The following is a 19,171-nucleotide window of genomic DNA, read 5'->3' as shown; positions in this document are numbered from 1 at the left end:
TAACACGACGGCAGAATTTGTTACAGCCTGGCAGGCGATTCCTGCTGACAAGTGGCGGTTGGGTCATTACGATAACCCAACATTACCGTCCAGTGGCGACGGAAACAGTCATTTTCTGGTTAGGGAGAATACATGCGAACCCTTTGGCGAATCTTTGCCGGTTTCTTTAAATGGACGTGGCGACTGCTCAACTTCGTCCGCAACCTGGTGATGAACATCTTCTTCATCTTCCTGGTTCTGGTTTGCGCGGGCATTTGGATGCATATCAGCAACGCGAATCAGGCCCAGCATTCGACTCGCGGGGCTCTGTTACTCGATATCACCGGCGTGATCGTTGATAAACCGTCCACCAGCAACCGTCTGGGGGTTATCAGCCGCCAGTTGTTTGGTGCGACATCTGATCGCCTGCAGGAGAACTCGCTGTTTGATATCGTCGATACCATTCGTCAGGCCAAAGACGACCGCAACATTACCGGTATCGTGCTGGATCTGAAAGACTTTGCAGGGGGCGATCAGCCTTCCATGCAGTACATCGGTAAAGCGCTGCGCGAGTTCCGCGACAGCGGCAAGCCGGTGATTGCCGTGGGCGACAGCTACAGCCAGGGCCAGTATTACCTCGCGAGCTTTGCCAATAAAATCTGGCTCTCGCCGCAGGGAACGGTCGATCTGCACGGCTTTGCCACCAACGGCCTGTACTACAAATCGCTGCTCGACAAGCTGAAGGTCACCACCCACGTCTTCCGCGTCGGCACCTATAAATCTGCCGTGGAACCGTTTATCCGCGACGATATGTCCCCTGCCGCCCGTGAAGCGGACAGCCGCTGGATTGGCGAGCTGTGGCAGAACTATCTGGGTACCGTTGCCGCTAACCGTCAAATTACCGCTGAGCAGGTGTTCCCGGGCGCTCGCGGCGTGCTGGATGGACTGCGTAAGGTTGACGGCGATACCGCGAAATATGCGCTTGATAACAAACTGGTTGATGCCCTTGGCACCAGCGCTGAGGTTGAAAAATCCCTGAGCAAACAGTTTGGCTGGAGCAAAGAGGACAAAAATTACAGCGCCATCAGCATGTATGACTATGCGGCGAAAAAACCGGACGACAGCGGCGACAGCATTGCCGTGGTGTTTGCTAACGGCGCCATCATGGACGGTCAGGAAACCCCGGGTAACGTCGGCGGTGATACTACTGCTTCGCAAATCCGCGACGCACGCCTTGATCCGAAAGTGAAAGCGATTGTCCTGCGGGTGAACAGCCCTGGCGGCAGCGTTAGCGCCTCCGAAGTGATCCGCGCCGAGCTGGCCGCAGCGCGTGCCGCTGGCAAGCCGGTCGTTGTGTCTATGGGTGGAATGGCTGCGTCAGGCGGGTACTGGATCTCCACGCCAGCCAACTACATCGTGGCTAACCCAAGCACGCTGACCGGCTCGATTGGCATCTTCGGGGTGATTAATACCGTGGAAAACAGTCTGGATTACCTGGGCGTTCATACCGATGGCGTTGCCACGTCGCCGCTGGCGGATGTGTCGATGACCAAATCTCTGCCGCCGGAAGTTTCAGAGATGATGCAGCTCAGCATTGAGAACGGCTATAAACGCTTTATCACGCTGGTAGCGGACTCGCGTAAAAAAACGCCTGAGCAGATCGACCAGATCGCACAGGGCCACGTCTGGACCGGGCAGGATGCGAAGAGCAACGGTCTGGTCGACAGCCTGGGCGATTTCGACGACGCGGTGAAGAAAGCCGCCGAACTGGCGAAGCTCAAGCAGTGGCACGTTGAGTATTACCAGGACGAGCCGTCGTTCTTCGATATGGTGATGGACAGCATGTCTGTCTCCGTTCGCGCCATGCTGCCGGAGGCGCTGCAGGCGTACCTGCCTGCTCCAGTTGCTACGGCTGCGAAAGCGATGAAAGCGGAAAGCGATAAGCTCGCGGCCTTTAACGATCCACAGAGTCGTTACGCGTTTTGCCTGACCTGCGCTAACGTCCGTTAAAAACCGTCCCCTCTTCCCGTGAAGAGGGGATTTTTTTCTTTTGAAGAACAAGAACTCACTACCATGCAGAAGAAATCGATTTATGTAGCCTACACTGGCGGTACCATCGGTATGCAGCGCTCTGAAAATGGCTATATCCCTGTCTCTGGCCACCTTCAGCGTCAGCTTGCGCTGATGCCGGAATTCCACCGCCCGGAAATGCCTGACTTTACCATCCACGAATACGAGCCGCTGATGGACTCCTCCGACATGACGCCGGAAGACTGGCAGCACATCGCGGATGACATTAAAGCCCATTACGACCAGTACGACGGCTTCGTGATCCTGCACGGCACCGACACCATGGCGTTCACCGCCTCGGCGCTCTCATTCATGCTGGAGAACCTGAGCAAGCCGGTTATCGTTACCGGGTCGCAAATTCCGCTGGCGGAGCTGCGCTCGGACGGGCAGATCAACCTGCTGAACTCCCTGTACGTGGCGGCGAATTACCCGATCAACGAAGTGTCGCTGTTCTTCAACAACCGTCTGTATCGCGGCAACCGCACCACCAAAGCCCATGCAGATGGTTTTGACGCCTTCGCCTCGCCAAACCTGCAGCCGCTGCTGGAAGCGGGTATTCATATCCGTCGTCTGGGAACGCCTCCGGCACCGAACACCGCCGGCGAGCTGATTGTGCACCCGATTACCCCACAGCCGATTGGCGTGGTCACCATTTATCCGGGGATCTCCGCTGACGTGGTGCGTAACTTCCTGCGCCAGCCGGTGAAAGCGCTGATCCTGCGCTCCTATGGCGTCGGCAACGCCCCGCAGAACGGCGAATTCCTGAAAGAGCTACAGGAAGCCAGCGAGCGCGGAATTGTGGTGGTGAACCTGACCCAGTGTATGTCCGGCAAGGTCAACATGGGCGGCTATGCCACCGGCAACGCGCTGGCGCATGCGGGCGTGATCAGCGGCTTCGATATGACCGTTGAGGCAACGCTGACTAAACTTCACTATTTACTGAGTCAGGATCTGGACATTCAGTCCATCCGCAGCGCGATGATGCAAAACCTGCGCGGCGAGCTGACCCCGGACGAATAAGGAGTGCTCATGAAACAACGCGCCCTGCTACTGGTCGATTTGCAAAATGATTTCTGCGCGGGCGGTGCGCTGGCCGTCGCCGAAGGTGACAGCACCGTTGACGTGGCGAATACCCTGATTGACTGGTGCAAAGCCCGCGATGAAGCGGTTGTCGCAAGCCAGGACTGGCACCCGGCGAACCACGGCAGCTTTGCCAGCCAGCACAACGTCGAGCCTTTCACTCAGGGAGAACTCGACGGGCTGGCGCAAACCTTCTGGCCGGATCACTGCGTACAGCAGACCGAAGGTGCGGAGCTGCATCCGATCCTGAATCAGAAGGCCATCGACGCGGTGTTCCATAAAGGTGAAAACCCGGCTATCGACAGCTATAGCGCGTTTTTCGATAACGGGCATCGCCAGAAGACGGCGCTGGACGCGTGGTTACGTCATCACGAAATCACGGAGCTGATTGTGCTTGGCCTGGCAACGGATTATTGCGTGAAGTTTACCGTGCTGGACGCGCTCCAGTTAGGTTATACCGTCAGCGTCATTACCGACGGCTGCCGCGGGGTGAACATTCACCCGCAGGATAGCGCTCAGGCGTTTATGGATATGGCCGCCGAAGGCGCCACGCTGTATACGCTGGCAGACTGGCTGGAAACGCAGGCGTAGCCTTTTTAGCCGGGTGGCGCTGACGCTTACCCGGCAAAACAACCCACTCCGATCTCCCATAAAGTGAACTCCCTCGCATCCTAAGCGAAACGGCAATGCTATTCTCAACAGGCTGTTTTTTCGCCACGCCTTTTCTGTGGCGTGGTTATTTTTATTAAGTCAAAGAGGAACTTATATGAAACGTTTGCCCTTGCTGGCAGCATTACCCTTGTTTTGCGCTTCACTTGCTTCCGCCGCGCCCCTGATGTCCGTGGGCTACTTTAACGGGGGTGGCGATGTCACCGCCGGACCGGGTGGCGATATCAATAAACTCGACGTTCGCCAGATCACCCACCTGAACTACTCGTTTGGTCTGGTTTATAACGACGAGAAAGACGAAACCAACGCCGCGCTGAAAGATCCGGCGAAACTGCATCAAATCTGGCTGTCGCCAAAAGTGGCGTCCGATCTGGCCCTTATCCCCACCCTGCGTAAACAAAACCCGAACCTGAAAGTCCTGCTCTCCGTTGGCGGCTGGGGCGCGCGTGGTTTCTCTGGCGCAGCGGCAACCAAAGAGAGTCGCGCGGTGTTTATCCGCTCCGCGCAGGAGATTGTTGAGAAATACGGTCTGGACGGGATCGATCTCGACTGGGAGTATCCGGTCAACGGCGCCTGGGGGCTGGTTGCAAGCCAGCCCGCCGACCGGGATAACTTCACCGCCCTGCTGAAAGAGATGCGCGACGCGTTCGGGCAGAAAAAGCTGGTGACCATCGCGGTGGGCGCGAATGCGGAAAGTCCGAAAAGCTGGGTGGATGTCAAAGCCATCGCCCCGCTGCTCGACTATATCAACCTGATGACCTACGACATGGCGTACGGGACACAGTATTTCAATGCCAACCTGTATGACTCCAGCGCCTGGCCAACGGTGGCCGCTGCCGACAAATACAGCGTTGATTTTGTGGTGAACAACTATCTGGCCGCCGGACTTAAGCCGAAGCAGATGAACCTCGGGATCGGTTTTTACGGCCGCGTACCAAAACGTGCGGTTGAACCGGGCATTGACTGGAGCCAGCCAGACGCGCAAAAAAATCCGGTTACCCAGCCCTACTTTGGACCGCAGGAGATCGGCCTGTTTAAGTCGCTCGGCTATGATCTGACCAAAGATACCTACGTGAAGTACAACGATATCGTGAAGAAGCTGCTGAACGATCCGCAGAAACGCTTTACCGAGCACTGGGATGACCAGGCGAAGGTACCGTGGCTGTCGGTGAAGGGTGCCGATGACAATGCGCTGTTTGCGATTTCCTATGAGAACCCGCGTTCCGTTGCGATCAAAGCGGACTACATCAAGGAGAAAGGTCTCGCCGGGGCGATGTTCTGGGAGTATGGTGCGGACGACAATAATCAGTTAGCGAAACAGCTGGCGGAGTCGCTCGGGATTAAGCACTAAGTTGTATGTGCCGGGTGGCGCTTGCGCTTACCCGGCCTGCACGGAGAGCGTTATTTGAAGGTCGCAATCGGCTTCGGCGTGATGCCAAAATCTTCCTTCAGTTCGCGCTTGCTCTTCATCACCATCTGACCGTTGGTGTCGATAGTCATGTGCTGCGCGTCGATGTTATTGCGCGCTTGCCACAGCATTACCAGCTGCAGACTGTTTTCTTTTTGCTCAGGTGTGAGCGCCACACCGTCCGGCCATTTTCCCAGCTCAACGGCGGTTACCAGACGCTGATAAACTTCCGGGGTCATCCCGTTAATCATGTCATCGATATTCACGATCTCTCCTTTTCAAAGGAATAATTTGCTGAATCGTTTTTTCAACCTTTAATCTGGTCGCCGTTTTCATCATCGCTGAAGCTCATTGAGGCTGAGTTCACGCAGAAACGCTCGCCCGTTGGCTGAGGACCATCCGGGAAGACGTGCCCCAGGTGCGCGTCGCAGTTGCCACAGCGAATTTCGGTACGCACCATACCGTGCGACGAGTCGGTTAGATAGCGGATTGCATCGTCGCTCACCGGCTCGTAAAAGCTCGGCCAGCCGCAGCCGGAGTCGTATTTCGTTTGGGAATTGAACAGCGGAGCATCACAGACCAGGCAGTGATAGACGCCGTCTCGCTTGTTGTGCAGCAAACGCCCGGTAAATGGCGGCTCCGTGCCGTGATTCTGCGTCACGTAAAACTGCATTTCTGTGAGGTTTTTTTTCAAATCGTCAGGGTTACGTTGGTTCGACATATGCTTACATCTCGCTGTAGAAACAGACATCTTTTAACCCGGATTCTAACAAAACATTAACACCCTTGCGTGCACTTTTGTTCTAAACTTATGTGTCGCGAAAAGGCGGTCAGGCAATTGTGATCATGTTCACATTTTTATCCTGCGAGGACTTTAAAATTCCGGGCGCAGCCCCCATGTGGTTGCAAGCTCAAAGGGAAAGTGAGGCGAGTCAGTCGCACAAACGTTAGTCACAGGATTGATTTGTCGCAATGATTGACACGATTCCGCTTGACGCTGCGTAAGGTTTTTGTAATTTTACAGGCAACCTTTTATTCACTAACAAATAGCTGGTGGAATATATGACTATCAAAGTAGGTATCAACGGTTTTGGCCGTATCGGCCGTATTGTTTTCCGTGCTGCTCAGAAACGTTCTGACATCGAAATCGTTGGTATCAACGATCTCCTGGACGCTGAATACATGGCGTACATGCTGAAGTACGACTCAACTCACGGTCGTTTCGACGGCACCGTTGAAGTGAAAGACGGCCACCTGGTTGTTAACGGCAAAACCATCCGCGTTACTGCTGAGAAAGACCCAGCTAACCTGAAATGGAACGAAATCGGTGTTGACGTTGTTGCTGAAGCAACCGGTATCTTCCTGACCGACGAAACTGCACGTAAACACATCACTGCGGGCGCGAAGAAAGTTGTTCTGACTGGTCCATCCAAAGACAACACCCCAATGTTCGTTCGTGGTGCAAACTTCGAAACTTACGCTGGCCAGGACATCGTTTCTAACGCATCCTGCACCACCAACTGCCTGGCACCGCTGGCTAAAGTTATCAACGACAACTTCGGCATCATCGAAGGTCTGATGACTACCGTTCACGCGACCACCGCTACTCAGAAAACCGTTGACGGCCCGTCTCACAAAGACTGGCGCGGCGGCCGTGGCGCGGCTCAGAACATCATCCCATCCTCTACCGGTGCTGCTAAAGCTGTAGGTAAAGTACTGCCAGAACTGAATGGCAAACTGACTGGTATGGCGTTCCGCGTTCCAACTCCTAACGTATCCGTTGTTGACCTGACCGTTCGTCTGGAAAAAGCTGCTTCTTATGAAGAAATTAAGAAAGCGATCAAAGCTGCTTCCGAAGGCGCAATGAAAGGCGTTCTGGGCTACACCGAAGACGACGTTGTATCTACCGATTTCAACGGCGAAGTGTGCACTTCCGTGTTCGATGCTAAAGCAGGTATCGCACTGAACGACAACTTCGTGAAACTGGTTTCCTGGTACGACAACGAAACTGGCTACTCTAACAAAGTACTGGACCTGATCGCTCACATCTCCAAATAAGTTGAGATGAGTGCTTGATCCAAAAAGGCGACTTCGGTCGCCTTTTTTATTGTTTTTTAGACAGAGGATTGCTTAATGATTAATAAAATTTTTGCACTTCCGGTAGTCGAACAACTTACCCCTGTGCTCTCCCGCCGTCAGATTGACGGTGCCGATATTATCGTGGTTGACCACCCGCGCGTTAAAGCCTCCGTGGCGCTGAACGGCGCGCACCTGCTCTCCTGGAAACCGGAAGGCGAAGCGGAAGCGCTGTGGCTGAGCGACGCCACCTCGTTTAAAAAAGGGGATGCGATTCGCGGCGGCGTGCCAATCTGCTGGCCATGGTTTGGTCCGTCCGCACAGCCGGGTTTACCTTCGCACGGTTTCGCCCGTAACCAGCAGTGGACGCTGAAAGCGCACAACGAAGACGACAACGGTGCGGTACTCACCTTTGAACTGAAGGCCAATGATGAAACTCGTGCCCTGTGGCCGCACGATTTCACCCTGTACGCCCGTTTCAAGCTGGGTCAAACCTGTGAGATTGAGCTGGAAGCCCACGGCGAGTTCGAAACGACCTCTGCCCTGCACACCTACTTCAATGTGGGTGACATCAGCGCAGTGAAGGTGAGCGGCCTGGGTGATACCTTTATAGATAAAGTCGATAACGCGAAGGAAGGCAAACTGAGCGACGGCGTTCAGACTTTCCCCGACCGTACCGATCGCGTCTATCTGCACCCGGAAGCGTGCAGCGTCATTCACGACAGCGCTCTCAACCGCAGAATTGAAGTGGTTCACCAGCATCACAGCAACGTGGTGGGCTGGAACCCGGGCCCTGCCCTGTCCGTAAGCATGGCCGACGTGCCTGACGACGGCTATAAAACTTTTGTCTGCGTGGAAACCGCCTGCGTGAGCGCCCCGCAGAAAGCGAGTGAAGAAAAACCGTCTCGTTTAGGGCAAACGATCCGCATCGTTAAGCGATAACATCGCTGCACCACATTAAAGCAAACGGGGCGCATAGCGCCCCGTTTTGATGCATGGATTGCACTGTATTAATGCGCAATCAGAACTTGTAGCTCACACCCACAGAGAAGATGCCAGCCCAGGACTTATCGACCATCGGGCTATCTTTCACTTCATCACTCAGACGCTCATAACGGCCAGTACCGTAGACGCTCCAGTCGCCGAGGAAGTTATAGCTCGCGGTCAGCTCCAGGTAAGGATCCCAGCCGTCATCCGCGCTGTAGCTTTTCAGACCACTGCGGCGGGACTCGTTTTTAGAGACGCCGTAGTAGTAGTCGTTATAGTTTTCACTGTTGTACTGCACGCCAATACCCGGCGTCAGGGTGAGCCCACCGTTGGTATAGCGATACAACCAGGCCAGATCCCAGATAAAGCCGTTGCTGTTATCCAGCGTGTCACCCGCCAGGGCCGTACGCAGGAAGCCATACTGGGTGTTATGGACATAGGAAAGCCCGGCCATCATGGAGCTTTTACGCTTGTCGAGTTGACGAAGCGCGTGGCTATCGCTGTCGCCTGGCTTGAAGTGCGTTGGATCGTAGTAAGCCATGATGGAGAGCTTGTCGGCGGTATCGTTCCACAGATAGTAGCCGCCGCCGAGACCGCGGAACCAGAAGTTATCGCCTTCATAGGTGACAACGGGAACGGGATACACATCACGGTCATACTGCTTGTATGGGCTGTTAATCACGCCAACGCCCGCGCCAACCGTCCACTGACTTTCCGCCTGAGCGGTGCTAACTGCGGTCGCGGCAAGGATGCCCAATGCCAGAAGTTTGAGTTTGGTCACAATCCATTCTTTCCTGTAGTCAAATAATCAGCGGGTGAAGTGTAACCGCCATTCCCGTACATCCCAAAATTTTTTGCCTGCTAATCAGTCTGATTAACCCGTTATTTTTCACTTTTCAGATGACAGCCCGCTTTCATTTATATGACCAGTGAATGAAAAACGCGCTTAAGCCTTATAACTCAGGTGGAAATTTTTGGATGAGTTATTGATATGTCATTGAAATTAGATTTTCTCAGCATGCAAGTTTGGCAAATGCCATCTACGCTTAAATTTAAGAAGAGTTTTCCTGAACACCTGCGGTTCTTAGCGTCTGACCTGGCACACAGGTTGCTGCTCTGGCAGTGGGGTGCGAGAGATTCTCTTCCGGGAGCCTCCACTACTCATACGAACGGCTCTTATCCTGTGCTAAAAAACGAAAGGACGGCATGCCATGAATATATTCGATCACTATCGCCAGCGCTATGAAGCTGCCAAGGACGAAGAGTTCACACTGCAGGAGTTTCTTACCATTTGTCGGCAAGATCGCAGTGCCTATGCCAATGCGGCAGAACGGCTATTGATGGCTATCGGTGAGCCAAACATGGTTGATACTGCCCTGGAGCCACGGCTTTCCCGTCTGTTTTCGAATCGGGTGGTCGCCCGATATCCGGCGTTCGAAGAGTTCTATGGTATGGAAGATGCCATTGAACAGATTGTCTCCTATCTCAAGCATGCCGCTCAGGGTCTGGAAGAGAAGAAACAGATCCTCTATTTACTCGGCCCCGTGGGTGGCGGTAAATCCTCGCTGGCTGAACGCCTGAAATCACTGATGCAGCGCGTGCCTATTTATGTGCTGAGCGCCAACGGCGAGCGCAGCCCGGTGAATGACCATCCGCTGTGCCTGTTTAACCCTCAGGAAGATGCGCAAATTCTGGATAAAGAATATGGCATCCCACGTCGCTACCTCGGCACCATTATGTCCCCGTGGGCGGCAAAACGCCTGCACGAGTTTGGCGGCGATATCACCAAATTCCGCGTGGTGAAAGTGTGGCCGTCGATTCTGGAACAGATCGCCATCGCTAAAACAGAACCGGGTGATGAGAACAACCAGGACATCTCGGCGCTGGTGGGTAAAGTCGATATCCGTAAGCTGGAAAACTTCGCGCAGAACGATCCGGATGCCTATGGCTATTCCGGTGCGCTGTGCCGCGCCAACCAGGGGATTATGGAATTCGTCGAGATGTTTAAAGCACCGATCAAAGTGCTGCACCCTCTGCTGACGGCGACCCAGGAAGGAAACTACAACGGGACGGAAGGTATTTCTGCCCTGCCGTTTAACGGGATTATTCTCGCCCACTCGAACGAATCCGAATGGGTGACCTTCCGTAATAACAAAAACAATGAGGCCTTCCTTGACCGCGTGTACATCGTTAAGGTGCCTTATTGCCTGCGGATCTCCGAAGAGATCAAAATTTACGAGAAACTGCTTAACCACAGCGAGCTGGTACACGCGCCTTGCGCACCGGGAACCCTGGAAACGCTGTCTCGCTTCTCCATCCTTTCGCGCCTGAAAGAGCCGGAAAACTCCAGTATCTACTCGAAAATGCGTGTCTATGACGGTGAAAGTTTGAAAGACACCGACCCGAAAGCGAAGTCCTATCAGGAATACCGCGACTACGCCGGGGTCGATGAAGGGATGAACGGTCTGTCTACGCGCTTCGCGTTTAAGATCCTCTCCCGCGTCTTTAACTTCGACCATGCGGAAGTGGCGGCCAACCCGGTGCACTTGTTCTACGTGCTGGAGCAGCAAATTGAACGCGAGCAGTTCCCGCAGGAGCAGGCTGAACGCTACCTTGAGTTCCTGAAAGGTTACCTGATCCCGAAATACGCCGAGTTCATTGGCAAAGAGATCCAGACGGCCTACCTGGAATCCTATTCAGAATACGGGCAGAACATTTTCGACCGTTATGTCACCTACGCTGACTTCTGGATCCAGGATCAGGAGTACCGCGACCCGGATACCGGCCAGCTGTTTGACCGTGAATCCCTGAACGCGGAGCTGGAAAAAATTGAGAAGCCAGCCGGGATCAGTAACCCGAAAGACTTCCGTAATGAGATTGTGAACTTCGTCCTGCGTGCCAGAGCGCATAACAACGGGCGTAATCCGAACTGGACCAGCTACGAGAAGCTGCGCACGGTTATTGAGAAGAAAATGTTCTCCAACACCGAAGAGCTGTTGCCGGTGATCTCGTTTAACACCAAAACCTCAACCGATGAGCAGAAGAAACACGACGATTTTGTCGACCGAATGATGGAAAAAGGCTACACCCGCAAGCAGGTTCGCCTGCTCTGCGAATGGTATCTGCGCGTGCGTAAATCGTCTTAAAACAAGTGCCCGGCGGTGTCTGTGCCTGCCGGGCCAACAAAAACGCAAGTTGGCAAATGCAGTACGGGGGGTATATGACCTGGTTTATTGACCGGCGTCTTAACGGCAAAAACAAGAGCACGGTGAACCGCCAGCGCTTCTTGCGCCGTTATAAAGCGCAAATTAAACAGTCGATCTCCGAGGCCATCAACAAACGCTCGGTGACCGACGTCGACAGCGGCGAGTCTGTCTCCATCCCTACCGATGACATCAGCGAACCGATGTTTCATCAGGGGCGCGGCGGCCTGCGCCACCGCGTTCATCCAGGTAACGACCACTTCGTTCAGAACGACAGAATTGAGCGCCCTCAGGGCGGCGGCGGTGGCTCGGGAAGCGGTCAGGGACAGGCCAGCCAGGACGGTGAAGGCCAGGATGAGTTCGTTTTCCAGATCTCAAAAGATGAATATCTCGACCTGCTGTTTGAGGACCTTGCGCTGCCGAATCTGAAAAAGAATCAGCATCGTCAGCTTAACGAATACAAAACCCATCGCGCGGGCTATACCGCCAACGGCGTGCCTGCCAATATCAGCGTGGTGCGTTCGCTGCAGAATTCGCTTGCGCGCCGCACGGCCATGACGGCAGGGAAACGTCGTGAACTGCGCGAGCTGGAGAGCAGCCTGAAGGTCGTGGAAAACACGGAACCGGCACAGCTGCTGGAAGAGGAGCGCCTGCGAAAAGAGATTGCCGAGCTGAGAGCGAAGATCGACCGCGTGCCGTTTATCGACACCTTTGACCTGCGTTACAAGAACTACGAAAAACGCCCTGAGCCCTCCAGCCAGGCGGTGATGTTCTGTCTGATGGACGTGTCCGGCTCGATGGATCAGGCCACCAAGGATATGGCGAAGCGTTTCTATATCCTGCTCTACCTGTTCCTGAGCAGAACCTACAAGAACGTGGAGGTGGTCTATATCCGCCATCACACCCAGGCCAAAGAGGTGGATGAACACGAGTTCTTCTACTCCCAGGAGACCGGCGGCACCATCGTATCAAGCGCCCTGAAGCTGATGGACGAAGTAGTGAAAGAGCGTTACGACCCGGCGCAGTGGAACATTTATGCCGCGCAGGCGTCCGATGGCGATAACTGGGCCGACGACTCACCGCTGTGTCACGAGATCCTGGCGAAGAAAATTCTGCCGGTGGTGCGTTACTACAGCTATATCGAAATCACCCGTCGCGCCCACCAGACCCTGTGGCGGGAGTATGAACATCTGCAGGCGATGTTCGATAATTTCGCTATGCAGCATATCCGTGACCAGGACGACATTTATCCGGTGTTCCGGGAGCTATTCCACAAGCAAAGCCCAACAACCTCAAATTAAACTTTGTTAATCAGCCAGTTAGCTTTGTTTTACTGGCTGATTAACTATAGTTTTCACGTTTAAAATTCTCCATAATTTTCATTGCTTTAGTTTTTATTTTGGGGAAGGCAGTTCAGTGGTTATCCGGTTAGATAGTGGGTAACTTGTCCTCCCCTATAATGTTAAGGGTGTGAGTCAGTACGCCGTATACAGTTACATCATCCAGCCCGTCGCCTTCTATCGCTTCACCATCTTCAGTTATCAATGCCGCCCCATATAGCTTTGCAAACTCGTTCCTGTTATCCATTCTTACCAGTAGCGTATCTCCCTGCTCTGGCCTGAGAGCAATGTTAATCACTGCCCAACCACAGGATGTTTCTATTACCCTGCAGTTACCGTCAATTCCGCATAGCAGATCTATGGTTAACCGCTGTTCCTGGTAATCCATAGCCGGTGAAGGAAAGCCCATCAGAAAATCCTCCCCATATTACGCAAGATCCAGTAACGGTTATCGCTACCATCCGTCGTCTTATCAGCAAAATCTGGCTGGTATCTCTCAATCCATGTATTGGCATCTGCCTGACTGAAATGCCAATTCCTAATGCGTAATTCAGTGATAAATCTGTCTGTGTTCAAACAAAGATATCCCTTGGGGTTCTGTTGTATGGCAGCTAAAAAGGCTGCACGTATATCAGGTTGACGAGGCATAAGAGCGCCCTCATTGGATTATTGACTGTATGCATATACAGTAGTATTTTTGTAATTACAGATCAAGTTGGGCAAGAGGGATAGTGATGTTTGTTGAACTGGTATATGACAAGCGTAATGTTGCGGGGCTCGAAGGGGCCAGAGAGATCATACTGGCCGAGCTGACGAAGCGGGTGCACCAGATTTTCCCTAGTGCCGAAGTGAAGGTGAAGCCGATGCAGGCAAACGGCCTGAATAGCGATGCAAGCAAAAGCGATCGTGAAAAACTGAACCGCATGCTGGAGGAAATGTTTGAAGAGTCCGATATGTGGCTGGTCTCAGAGTTCCCGACTGTTCGCCAGGTAGGGCTTTAAATTTTGCTCAGAGAAAACGCCACGCGGGCTTGCACACGACGCGCGGCGCATTATTCAGCTACCCGCGCCATTGGCTTTAAGCAGGGAAATCTGTTTTTGCAATTCCTGAATAGACAACGTCAGCTTAGCTATCATTGCTATCTCATCCAGTGAGTATGCGTCCGCTGTATTGTTCTCGTCATAGCCTTCCTCCAGCCCTTTCCCCTTCACACATTCAGGTGAGACTTCTACCAGATCATTTGCGATGAACCCAAGATTGGTATCGCTTTCCGGGATAATTCCGCGTTTCTTATACTTGAATGTTGCCGGGTTCCATTGGAGGACTTCCTTCAGCGCACTGGCAGAAGGCTCTGCTCCCACCCTGTCCGATAAATACTCGATTTCTTTCTTCAATAATTTGTCAGAAGTCGCCGCTACCTGGATTGCTCCTATTCTTGAGGTGTCAACCCACAGGTCTACCGGACCATTAGCGTAGTTAAGAAAAGTTGAGTAAAGCTGCGGGCCGCCTGACAAACCCGGTTGGCAGATAATCCCGCCGCTCGCGTATAACACAGCCCTACGCTGGCTTACCGACTCTAAATTAAGAATAACCCTGCTTGAAGAGTCAACGAAGTTCGCTATAGAGCCGCGTACCTGAACAGCTTCCTGCCCGGCAATAACTTCGAAGTTAACAGGATAGGAATATGTCGAACCCGTGAAGGCCATACTGACGCCTGAAGTAACCTGGCCGCCAGATTTCCCGTCTAATGTGTTAAGGCGTTCGTCGTCACCAGCGGCCACCGTCCCTGCAGATGTTCCAACGTTCCTGGTGGCGCTGTTTCCTAAATCTGATTGCAACACTACATTTTCGGACAGATATTTCCAAGACGGGCCAGTGAAGGTTGTGCCGTCTGGCAGCTTCACCGTGATGTTTCCGGCGGCGCTGTAAACCTGCTGCCAGTTCTGTTTATCGTAATTCAGTCCACGCAGCGCTTCAGCACTTTGCGCCACCAGCGCAGCAGTGACCATATTCAGCGCCACGCGGGGAACCGCTGACCAGGCCGCTCCGGATTGCGTTGGCCCGGTGAAGTTGCTGACCAGCGTCAGCTGGGTATTACTGTCGACCGTTTTCACCGGCAGCGTGTACGACACACCGCCCACAGTCGAAACAATGAAATCACCTGCGGCGAGTTCGGTTGCGAATGAGGTTCCTGAACCGCCAACAATAGCGGACCCGTTTGTCAGGGTAATGGTTCCTGCCGACATATAGGACTCCTGAATTCAGATAATAAAAAACCCGCCGTAGCGGGTTGTCAGTAAATTGCATCAATAACGGGGATAGATAGACTTGTCAGCCTTCGTCCTACGACGCTGTATTTCGATGTCCACGAAGCGACATTTCTTCCCCTCCCGGCGCGTACCAAATTGCCGCTGCGGATCAGGCCCGCCCATTTCAAATAGTCCCAGCCAGTGTAAACCTCGCTGTTATAGCCATAGCGGCCAAGCAGTATCATGCGATCTCCGATATCGGTATTTCCCCATGATGGCGCGTAGGTCTGGTTCCGGTAGACAAACGGCCGGCGCGTGGTGGAGAACACGCAGACACCACCCTTTATGATATTCAGGCCTCTTCCCGGGGTCGGGCTTACGCCACTGGCAAAAATAGCGATCTGCATGGTAACTGTCGCATCCTGATCGAGACCAGCATGGTCTATTGTCGCAATAATATTCGAGCCGTCGAATTCAATGGTGACGTTATCAGCACTCCATTTGGCGAACACCATATAGCGGTCGCGGGAGATGTTTGTCGTTGGGGTAGCCCAGGTTCCTGTGAAGGTGACGGTACCGCGCCAGACGCAGTATCCCGACATCGTGGCATCGGTGATTGAGAGGAAATCAGTACTGTCCTTGATCAGTAGCCCCCTCCCTGACGAGGCCGGAAGAATTTGCCAGATTGATGATGCAAACGTTCGAGGGCTTCCCAGCCCATCACTCCGCCAGTTATTCATGGTGATGGTATTTCCGTTTACGGTAAAACTATCCAGCATAACAATTGTTGGTATAAGGTTGGTGCCCACCCAAAACCTGTCGACAGTATTGCGCGGAATAAGAACGATCTGACTACCATCAACTCGCTGGTTAATTGTGAACTGGTTCCCAGAACCGGCATCGCTTACATTCTGGCAAAACGAAGGGCAGCGGAGCCCGGAAGTTATTTCCATTGCTGGGCCACCGTCGTCGTAGGTAAGACGTAATCCTTTTGGCATTGTTACCACTCTCCAAGAACAATCAGGTTACCGCCACCGAGATCAATTCTTACGCCCCTTCCGTCAATGGTGACGCCATTACCATTCCCGGTGAACGCGAAATTACCGCTGGCAGCATATAGCGCGCCGTGCATCTCGCAGTTCCCTGATTTATCAATGTTCCAGCCTGCGCCGCCGGGACCAGCGACATAGTTTGTTGATCGGATGTAATTCCCAATCTTCGCGTTAGTAATGCTGCCATCCTGGATAAAGGCATCACGGATGAACACCTGACCGTTATAGACAAAGAATGCAGCCTGGTAATTTCCCGGGTCACTTCCCGAGTAAATACCAAACTGATCGGCAGCAAAGACCACTGTAGATTTATAGGTGCCGCCGGATGGCTCTATCGACATCCCGAAACCAGTGTTGTACTTCACCCCACTTCTGACTATCCCGAGGTTCAGCGTATAGGACGCCTTTCCTGTTCCATCACTGTTTACTTCTGCCGTCAATTTCTGGTTAACAGCTGCGGTCAAATCCCCTACCTGGGCCTGCACGTATGTAGACAGGTCTGCAAGGCCTTTATCCACTTCTGCGACCGTTGTTTTAACAACCAGGATATCAGCGCGCACCTCCCCATACTGCTGATACTGGTGTTCAACCGTTCCGTGATTTGCCAGGGAATTCTGCATGGCTGCTTCGAGGTTGGTGTCCACACCTCCAGAAACATTTTTGAAAGCGTCAGAGTCACGCACAGCATCATCAATAATATCGATCAGCTCTCCGGTTTCAGTCTGGCACAGCGCGGCCACCTGTATGAAAGCAGATTCACCGAACGCATTGATGGTTCTGATGTACCAGTAATAGGTATGCCCGTTCTTAAGGTTGTGGCTGGTCCATGTCGTGCCCATGCCCGCGCGCGTGGCTCTGGCCTCCACGGTCGCCGTATCTGTGTTGGCAAGTGGATGTTCACCAGACGTCCAGAAATCAAACTGGGTGGAGACGTTCGTTACTGCTGCGAGGCGGGGAATAAGCATCACGGCAAAAAATGCCTGCTCTACAGTGACACCTGACGGCGGAGGCGGTGCCTCAATGCTGAATTCTAGGTAAGCCTCAGGTGATGATGCCCCCATCTGATTAACGGCGGTGATGTGGGCTGTATAGGTATCCTGCAGCAGACCGGTTAATCGCGTGAAGGAGCCGGGAACCTGGGCTGTGAGCACCGCCTGGCCATTCCTGCGAATGACAACCTGGTTATAGACAAACTGCCCGATGTTCTGCCAGGAGAGAACGCCCTGCACCACCTGACCAATTTCCTCAACGGTGTACTTCAGATTCTGAGGCTGAGCCACCCCACCAGGTGGAAGCTGGGTAAACGGTGGGCGATCGATGGGTTTACCGATGGCGTCCCCCCACACGTCAGCAGTTTCCTGCTTCAGTGTGATCCGCACGCCGTTCTGCACGCCAAATTTCCAGTCGGTCACGCGCATCTCAACGTTAACGATCCCAAGCGAGGGAAAATTAACCTTTACGTACATACCGGGGCGATAGCGGTACCCACTGAGGTTCAGCGTGAGATTCATTGTGCGGGAAATGCGGGTGCGCTTAAGCTTGATGTCCGCCAGACGCTGGGCCTGAAATTCAGACGTGACAAAACGCAGCTTTAGATCCTGCGATATCTCCACGCCGTCTTCGGTTACCCACTCGCTTACAGATACTGAGGGGAAATCGGCTTCAGAGTATGTCTGTTTAGGATCGACAAATGTACCGCTGATGGTGTTAACGCGCTCTGACTGTGACACCTCAGGCATGATCTCGATATCACCGGCCAGCTGACTCTCGGTAATAACTTCCGTTGCGGGCCCATAATACGCGCCAACGAGGATGCCATGTTTACCGGCGATGTAGGTTGGCTCCGCTGCGCCAGCTGTCAGCATCGCCTCAAGAATGCTCGCTTTATTTTCGCTGAGGTCAAATTCCCCGTTCAGCGTGTAACGCTTTTCCGTCGTGCCGTCGCCGTTAGTCACCAGCTCGTCGCAGATGTTGGCCGCCTCCTGAAACTGATCCCAGTTAATATCAGCATCAGCGACTTTCAGGTAACTCCGGTAGTAGTCCAGCACACACAGCGCCAGATTGTTGCTGTACTCCGTGCGGCCGGTGCGCGGGTCGTATACTTTCCGGCCCGTCTTCTCAACCTTCACGTTCGGGATGCCGGACGGGAATTTCTCAGCATTGTATTTCAGAGACAGACGCAGCCAGGAAATCCCCTTGCCGATCATGTCATCTTTCCACGATGGGCAATTTGCCAGCATAAACGGGTCTGCTGTCTGGCGATCGATGTGCACTTCATACGTGGCGTTCTCTCCATACGAGCCAATATCATCATCGCCCAGGTAAATAGTACCTGTGCCCGAAATTGGGTGTCCCGCCAGGGTAATGGCAAGGTGAACCCATTCTCCATCAGTCTGCTCGCCTGGCTGTTCTTCAGCGAAAAACAGAGTGCCTGCAGATACGGTCCTGCCATAAACAACCGTTTTAGGGCTGGCAGCCGCGCGCAGCACCTGTTTACGCTCTGCAGTGTCCCGGTAAGACCCCAGTGATGGCTTCTTCGTCATCATCTGTGTGGCGACCTGAGCGGCAATGGTGATTGCCATTGCGATAGCGTAGGCTCCATTGGCTGCCGCGGCGCCAGCGGCTACCGTCGCGATTATAGGAATTGCAGCAGGCATCAGCGAACCCTCCACGTACTAAGGGGCTTAATCCGCAGGCAAACCAGCCCCGTTTCTCCAGGCACCCACACTGCACCACCGTAAATTACCCCGGCGCATCGGGTACCCGCATTTTCCACTACCGCGATATCGCCGCGCTGAGCCATCTTCACCGGCACTTCATTAAGGTATTTAGCCAGCACCTTTTCGAGTGAGCCGCCGCCGCGCAGCAGCGCCTTTTTTGCGCCCGTTTCGCTGTCGTAGGTCCCGCGCCAGCCGCCGGCGAAATTATCCCCGGTCATCGCTTCCGCACAATCTGCCGCAAACAGACAGCAGTCATGTTCGCCCCATAAAAAAGGCCGCTTTTCAGCGGCCCTTATCACGGCGATTAATCTGTTATGCCAGTCTGGATGCTTCATGCT

The 19,171-nt window shown here is 53.6% G+C and carries 18 protein-coding genes; 9 read left to right on the top strand and 9 right to left on the bottom strand.

The window, feature by feature from the left end; all coding sequences use genetic code 11:
- Positions 1-132: 132 nt before the first annotated feature.
- From sppA to MX657_RS09560, 4 genes are all read left to right on the top strand, one after another.
- Complete coding sequence (sppA, locus tag MX657_RS09575) at positions 133-1,989, top strand: signal peptide peptidase SppA (RefSeq protein ID WP_252001417.1); 1,857 nt, start codon at positions 133-135, stop codon at positions 1,987-1,989.
- Positions 1,990-2,052: 63 nt separating this feature from the next.
- Positions 2,053-3,069 (top strand): asparaginase, encoded by a 1,017-nt coding sequence (ansA, locus tag MX657_RS09570; RefSeq protein WP_008500705.1) that lies wholly within the window; start codon positions 2,053-2,055, stop codon positions 3,067-3,069.
- Positions 3,070-3,078: 9 nt separating this feature from the next.
- On the top strand, positions 3,079-3,720 hold the full coding sequence (gene pncA, locus MX657_RS09565; protein WP_346808252.1) for a bifunctional nicotinamidase/pyrazinamidase: 642 nt from the start codon (positions 3,079-3,081) through the stop codon (positions 3,718-3,720).
- A gap of 175 nt (positions 3,721-3,895) precedes the next feature.
- Complete coding sequence (locus MX657_RS09560) at positions 3,896-5,149, top strand: glycoside hydrolase family 18 protein (RefSeq protein ID WP_119914811.1); 1,254 nt, start codon at positions 3,896-3,898, stop codon at positions 5,147-5,149.
- A 50-nt stretch (positions 5,150-5,199) separates the two neighbouring features.
- Here the strand turns inward: MX657_RS09560 and MX657_RS09555 are convergent, their stop codons facing one another.
- Entirely contained in the window at positions 5,200-5,472 is a 273-nt protein-coding gene (locus tag MX657_RS09555; protein ID WP_119914812.1) for a YeaC family protein, read from the bottom strand.
- Between the two features lie 41 nt (positions 5,473-5,513).
- Positions 5,514-5,927, bottom strand: a complete 414-nt coding sequence (gene msrB / locus MX657_RS09550; RefSeq protein WP_119914813.1) for a peptide-methionine (R)-S-oxide reductase MsrB — start codon at positions 5,925-5,927, stop codon at positions 5,514-5,516.
- Positions 5,928-6,268: 341 nt separating this feature from the next.
- Here msrB and gapA point away from each other — a divergent pair, with 341 nt between their 5' ends.
- Together gapA and MX657_RS09540 are read left to right on the top strand one after the other, a co-directional pair.
- Positions 6,269-7,264: a glyceraldehyde-3-phosphate dehydrogenase gene (gapA, locus tag MX657_RS09545; RefSeq protein WP_014831506.1), complete on the top strand. Its 996-nt coding sequence runs from the start codon at positions 6,269-6,271 to the stop codon at positions 7,262-7,264.
- A gap of 75 nt (positions 7,265-7,339) precedes the next feature.
- Positions 7,340-8,224, top strand: coding sequence for a D-hexose-6-phosphate mutarotase (locus MX657_RS09540; RefSeq protein ID WP_252001414.1), 885 nt, complete (start codon positions 7,340-7,342; stop codon positions 8,222-8,224).
- A gap of 79 nt (positions 8,225-8,303) precedes the next feature.
- On the opposite strand, the gene MX657_RS09535 is transcribed toward MX657_RS09540, so the two are convergent.
- Positions 8,304-9,050: a MipA/OmpV family protein gene (locus MX657_RS09535; protein ID WP_080327430.1), complete on the bottom strand. Its 747-nt coding sequence runs from the start codon at positions 9,048-9,050 to the stop codon at positions 8,304-8,306.
- A gap of 430 nt (positions 9,051-9,480) precedes the next feature.
- On the opposite strand from MX657_RS09535, the gene yeaG reads away from it, so the two are divergent.
- Complete coding sequence (gene yeaG / locus MX657_RS09530) at positions 9,481-11,415, top strand: protein kinase YeaG (RefSeq protein ID WP_047348909.1); 1,935 nt, start codon at positions 9,481-9,483, stop codon at positions 11,413-11,415.
- Between the two features lie 74 nt (positions 11,416-11,489).
- Positions 11,490-12,773, top strand: coding sequence for a YeaH/YhbH family protein (locus MX657_RS09525; protein ID WP_346808249.1), 1,284 nt, complete (start codon positions 11,490-11,492; stop codon positions 12,771-12,773).
- 127 nt (positions 12,774-12,900) lie between these two features.
- On the opposite strand, the gene MX657_RS09520 is transcribed toward MX657_RS09525, so the two are convergent.
- Both MX657_RS09520 and MX657_RS09515 read right to left on the bottom strand, forming a co-directional pair.
- Positions 12,901-13,221: a hypothetical protein gene (locus MX657_RS09520; protein WP_346808248.1), complete on the bottom strand. Its 321-nt coding sequence runs from the start codon at positions 13,219-13,221 to the stop codon at positions 12,901-12,903.
- Positions 13,221-13,460: a hypothetical protein gene (locus MX657_RS09515; protein WP_346808247.1), complete on the bottom strand. Its 240-nt coding sequence runs from the start codon at positions 13,458-13,460 to the stop codon at positions 13,221-13,223. The genes MX657_RS09520 and MX657_RS09515 overlap by 1 nt, the downstream gene beginning before the upstream one ends.
- A gap of 86 nt (positions 13,461-13,546) precedes the next feature.
- Here MX657_RS09515 and MX657_RS09510 point away from each other — a divergent pair, with 86 nt between their 5' ends.
- Positions 13,547-13,813: a DinI family protein gene (locus MX657_RS09510; protein WP_346808245.1), complete on the top strand. Its 267-nt coding sequence runs from the start codon at positions 13,547-13,549 to the stop codon at positions 13,811-13,813.
- A 54-nt stretch (positions 13,814-13,867) separates the two neighbouring features.
- Here the strand turns inward: MX657_RS09510 and MX657_RS09505 are convergent, their stop codons facing one another.
- The 4 genes from MX657_RS09505 to MX657_RS09490 are packed head-to-tail and all read right to left on the bottom strand — an operon-like array spanning position 13,868 to position 19,168.
- Positions 13,868-15,058 carry a tail fiber domain-containing protein gene (locus tag MX657_RS09505; protein ID WP_346808243.1) on the bottom strand — a complete coding sequence of 397 codons (1,191 nt, stop codon included), beginning with the start codon at positions 15,056-15,058 and terminating at the stop codon, positions 13,868-13,870.
- A 47-nt stretch (positions 15,059-15,105) separates the two neighbouring features.
- The gene (locus tag MX657_RS09500; RefSeq protein ID WP_346808242.1) at positions 15,106-16,059 is read right to left on the bottom strand and encodes a DUF6453 family protein; all 954 of its coding nucleotides are present in this window, start codon (positions 16,057-16,059) and stop codon (positions 15,106-15,108) included.
- 2 nt (positions 16,060-16,061) lie between these two features.
- A complete protein-coding gene (locus MX657_RS09495; protein WP_346808241.1) occupies positions 16,062-18,770 on the bottom strand; it encodes a phage tail tip fiber protein in 2,709 nt (902 codons plus the stop codon).
- The gene (locus MX657_RS09490) at positions 18,770-19,168 is read right to left on the bottom strand and encodes a DUF6950 family protein (RefSeq protein WP_346808239.1); all 399 of its coding nucleotides are present in this window, start codon (positions 19,166-19,168) and stop codon (positions 18,770-18,772) included. The genes MX657_RS09495 and MX657_RS09490 overlap by 1 nt, the downstream gene beginning before the upstream one ends.
- Positions 19,169-19,171 lie beyond the last annotated feature (3 nt).

Origin of the sequence: Enterobacter chuandaensis, from assembly GCF_039718975.1 — a bacterium.
GTDB classification, from domain to species: Bacteria; Pseudomonadota; Gammaproteobacteria; order Enterobacterales; family Enterobacteriaceae; genus Enterobacter; species Enterobacter chuandaensis.
This window is presented reverse-complemented; position numbering and strand designations above follow the sequence as displayed.

Coding starts and splice junctions, on each gene's coding strand:
- msrB (WP_119914813.1), bottom strand. CDS start 5,927: ATGTCGAACCAACGTAACCCTGACGATTTGAAAAAAAACCTCACAGAA.
- yeaG (WP_047348909.1), top strand. CDS start 9,481: ATGAATATATTCGATCACTATCGCCAGCGCTATGAAGCTGCCAAGGAC.
- pncA (WP_346808252.1), top strand. CDS start 3,079: ATGAAACAACGCGCCCTGCTACTGGTCGATTTGCAAAATGATTTCTGC.
- MX657_RS09560 (WP_119914811.1), top strand. CDS start 3,896: ATGAAACGTTTGCCCTTGCTGGCAGCATTACCCTTGTTTTGCGCTTCA.
- MX657_RS09510 (WP_346808245.1), top strand. CDS start 13,547: ATGTTTGTTGAACTGGTATATGACAAGCGTAATGTTGCGGGGCTCGAA.
- MX657_RS09520 (WP_346808248.1), bottom strand. CDS start 13,221: ATGGGCTTTCCTTCACCGGCTATGGATTACCAGGAACAGCGGTTAACC.
- gapA (WP_014831506.1), top strand. CDS start 6,269: ATGACTATCAAAGTAGGTATCAACGGTTTTGGCCGTATCGGCCGTATT.
- MX657_RS09490 (WP_346808239.1), bottom strand. CDS start 19,168: ATGAAGCATCCAGACTGGCATAACAGATTAATCGCCGTGATAAGGGCC.
- MX657_RS09495 (WP_346808241.1), bottom strand. CDS start 18,770: ATGCCTGCTGCAATTCCTATAATCGCGACGGTAGCCGCTGGCGCCGCG.
- MX657_RS09500 (WP_346808242.1), bottom strand. CDS start 16,059: ATGCCAAAAGGATTACGTCTTACCTACGACGACGGTGGCCCAGCAATG.
- MX657_RS09505 (WP_346808243.1), bottom strand. CDS start 15,058: ATGTCGGCAGGAACCATTACCCTGACAAACGGGTCCGCTATTGTTGGC.
- ansA (WP_008500705.1), top strand. CDS start 2,053: ATGCAGAAGAAATCGATTTATGTAGCCTACACTGGCGGTACCATCGGT.
- MX657_RS09540 (WP_252001414.1), top strand. CDS start 7,340: ATGATTAATAAAATTTTTGCACTTCCGGTAGTCGAACAACTTACCCCT.
- MX657_RS09525 (WP_346808249.1), top strand. CDS start 11,490: ATGACCTGGTTTATTGACCGGCGTCTTAACGGCAAAAACAAGAGCACG.
- MX657_RS09515 (WP_346808247.1), bottom strand. CDS start 13,460: ATGCCTCGTCAACCTGATATACGTGCAGCCTTTTTAGCTGCCATACAA.
- sppA (WP_252001417.1), top strand. CDS start 133: ATGCGAACCCTTTGGCGAATCTTTGCCGGTTTCTTTAAATGGACGTGG.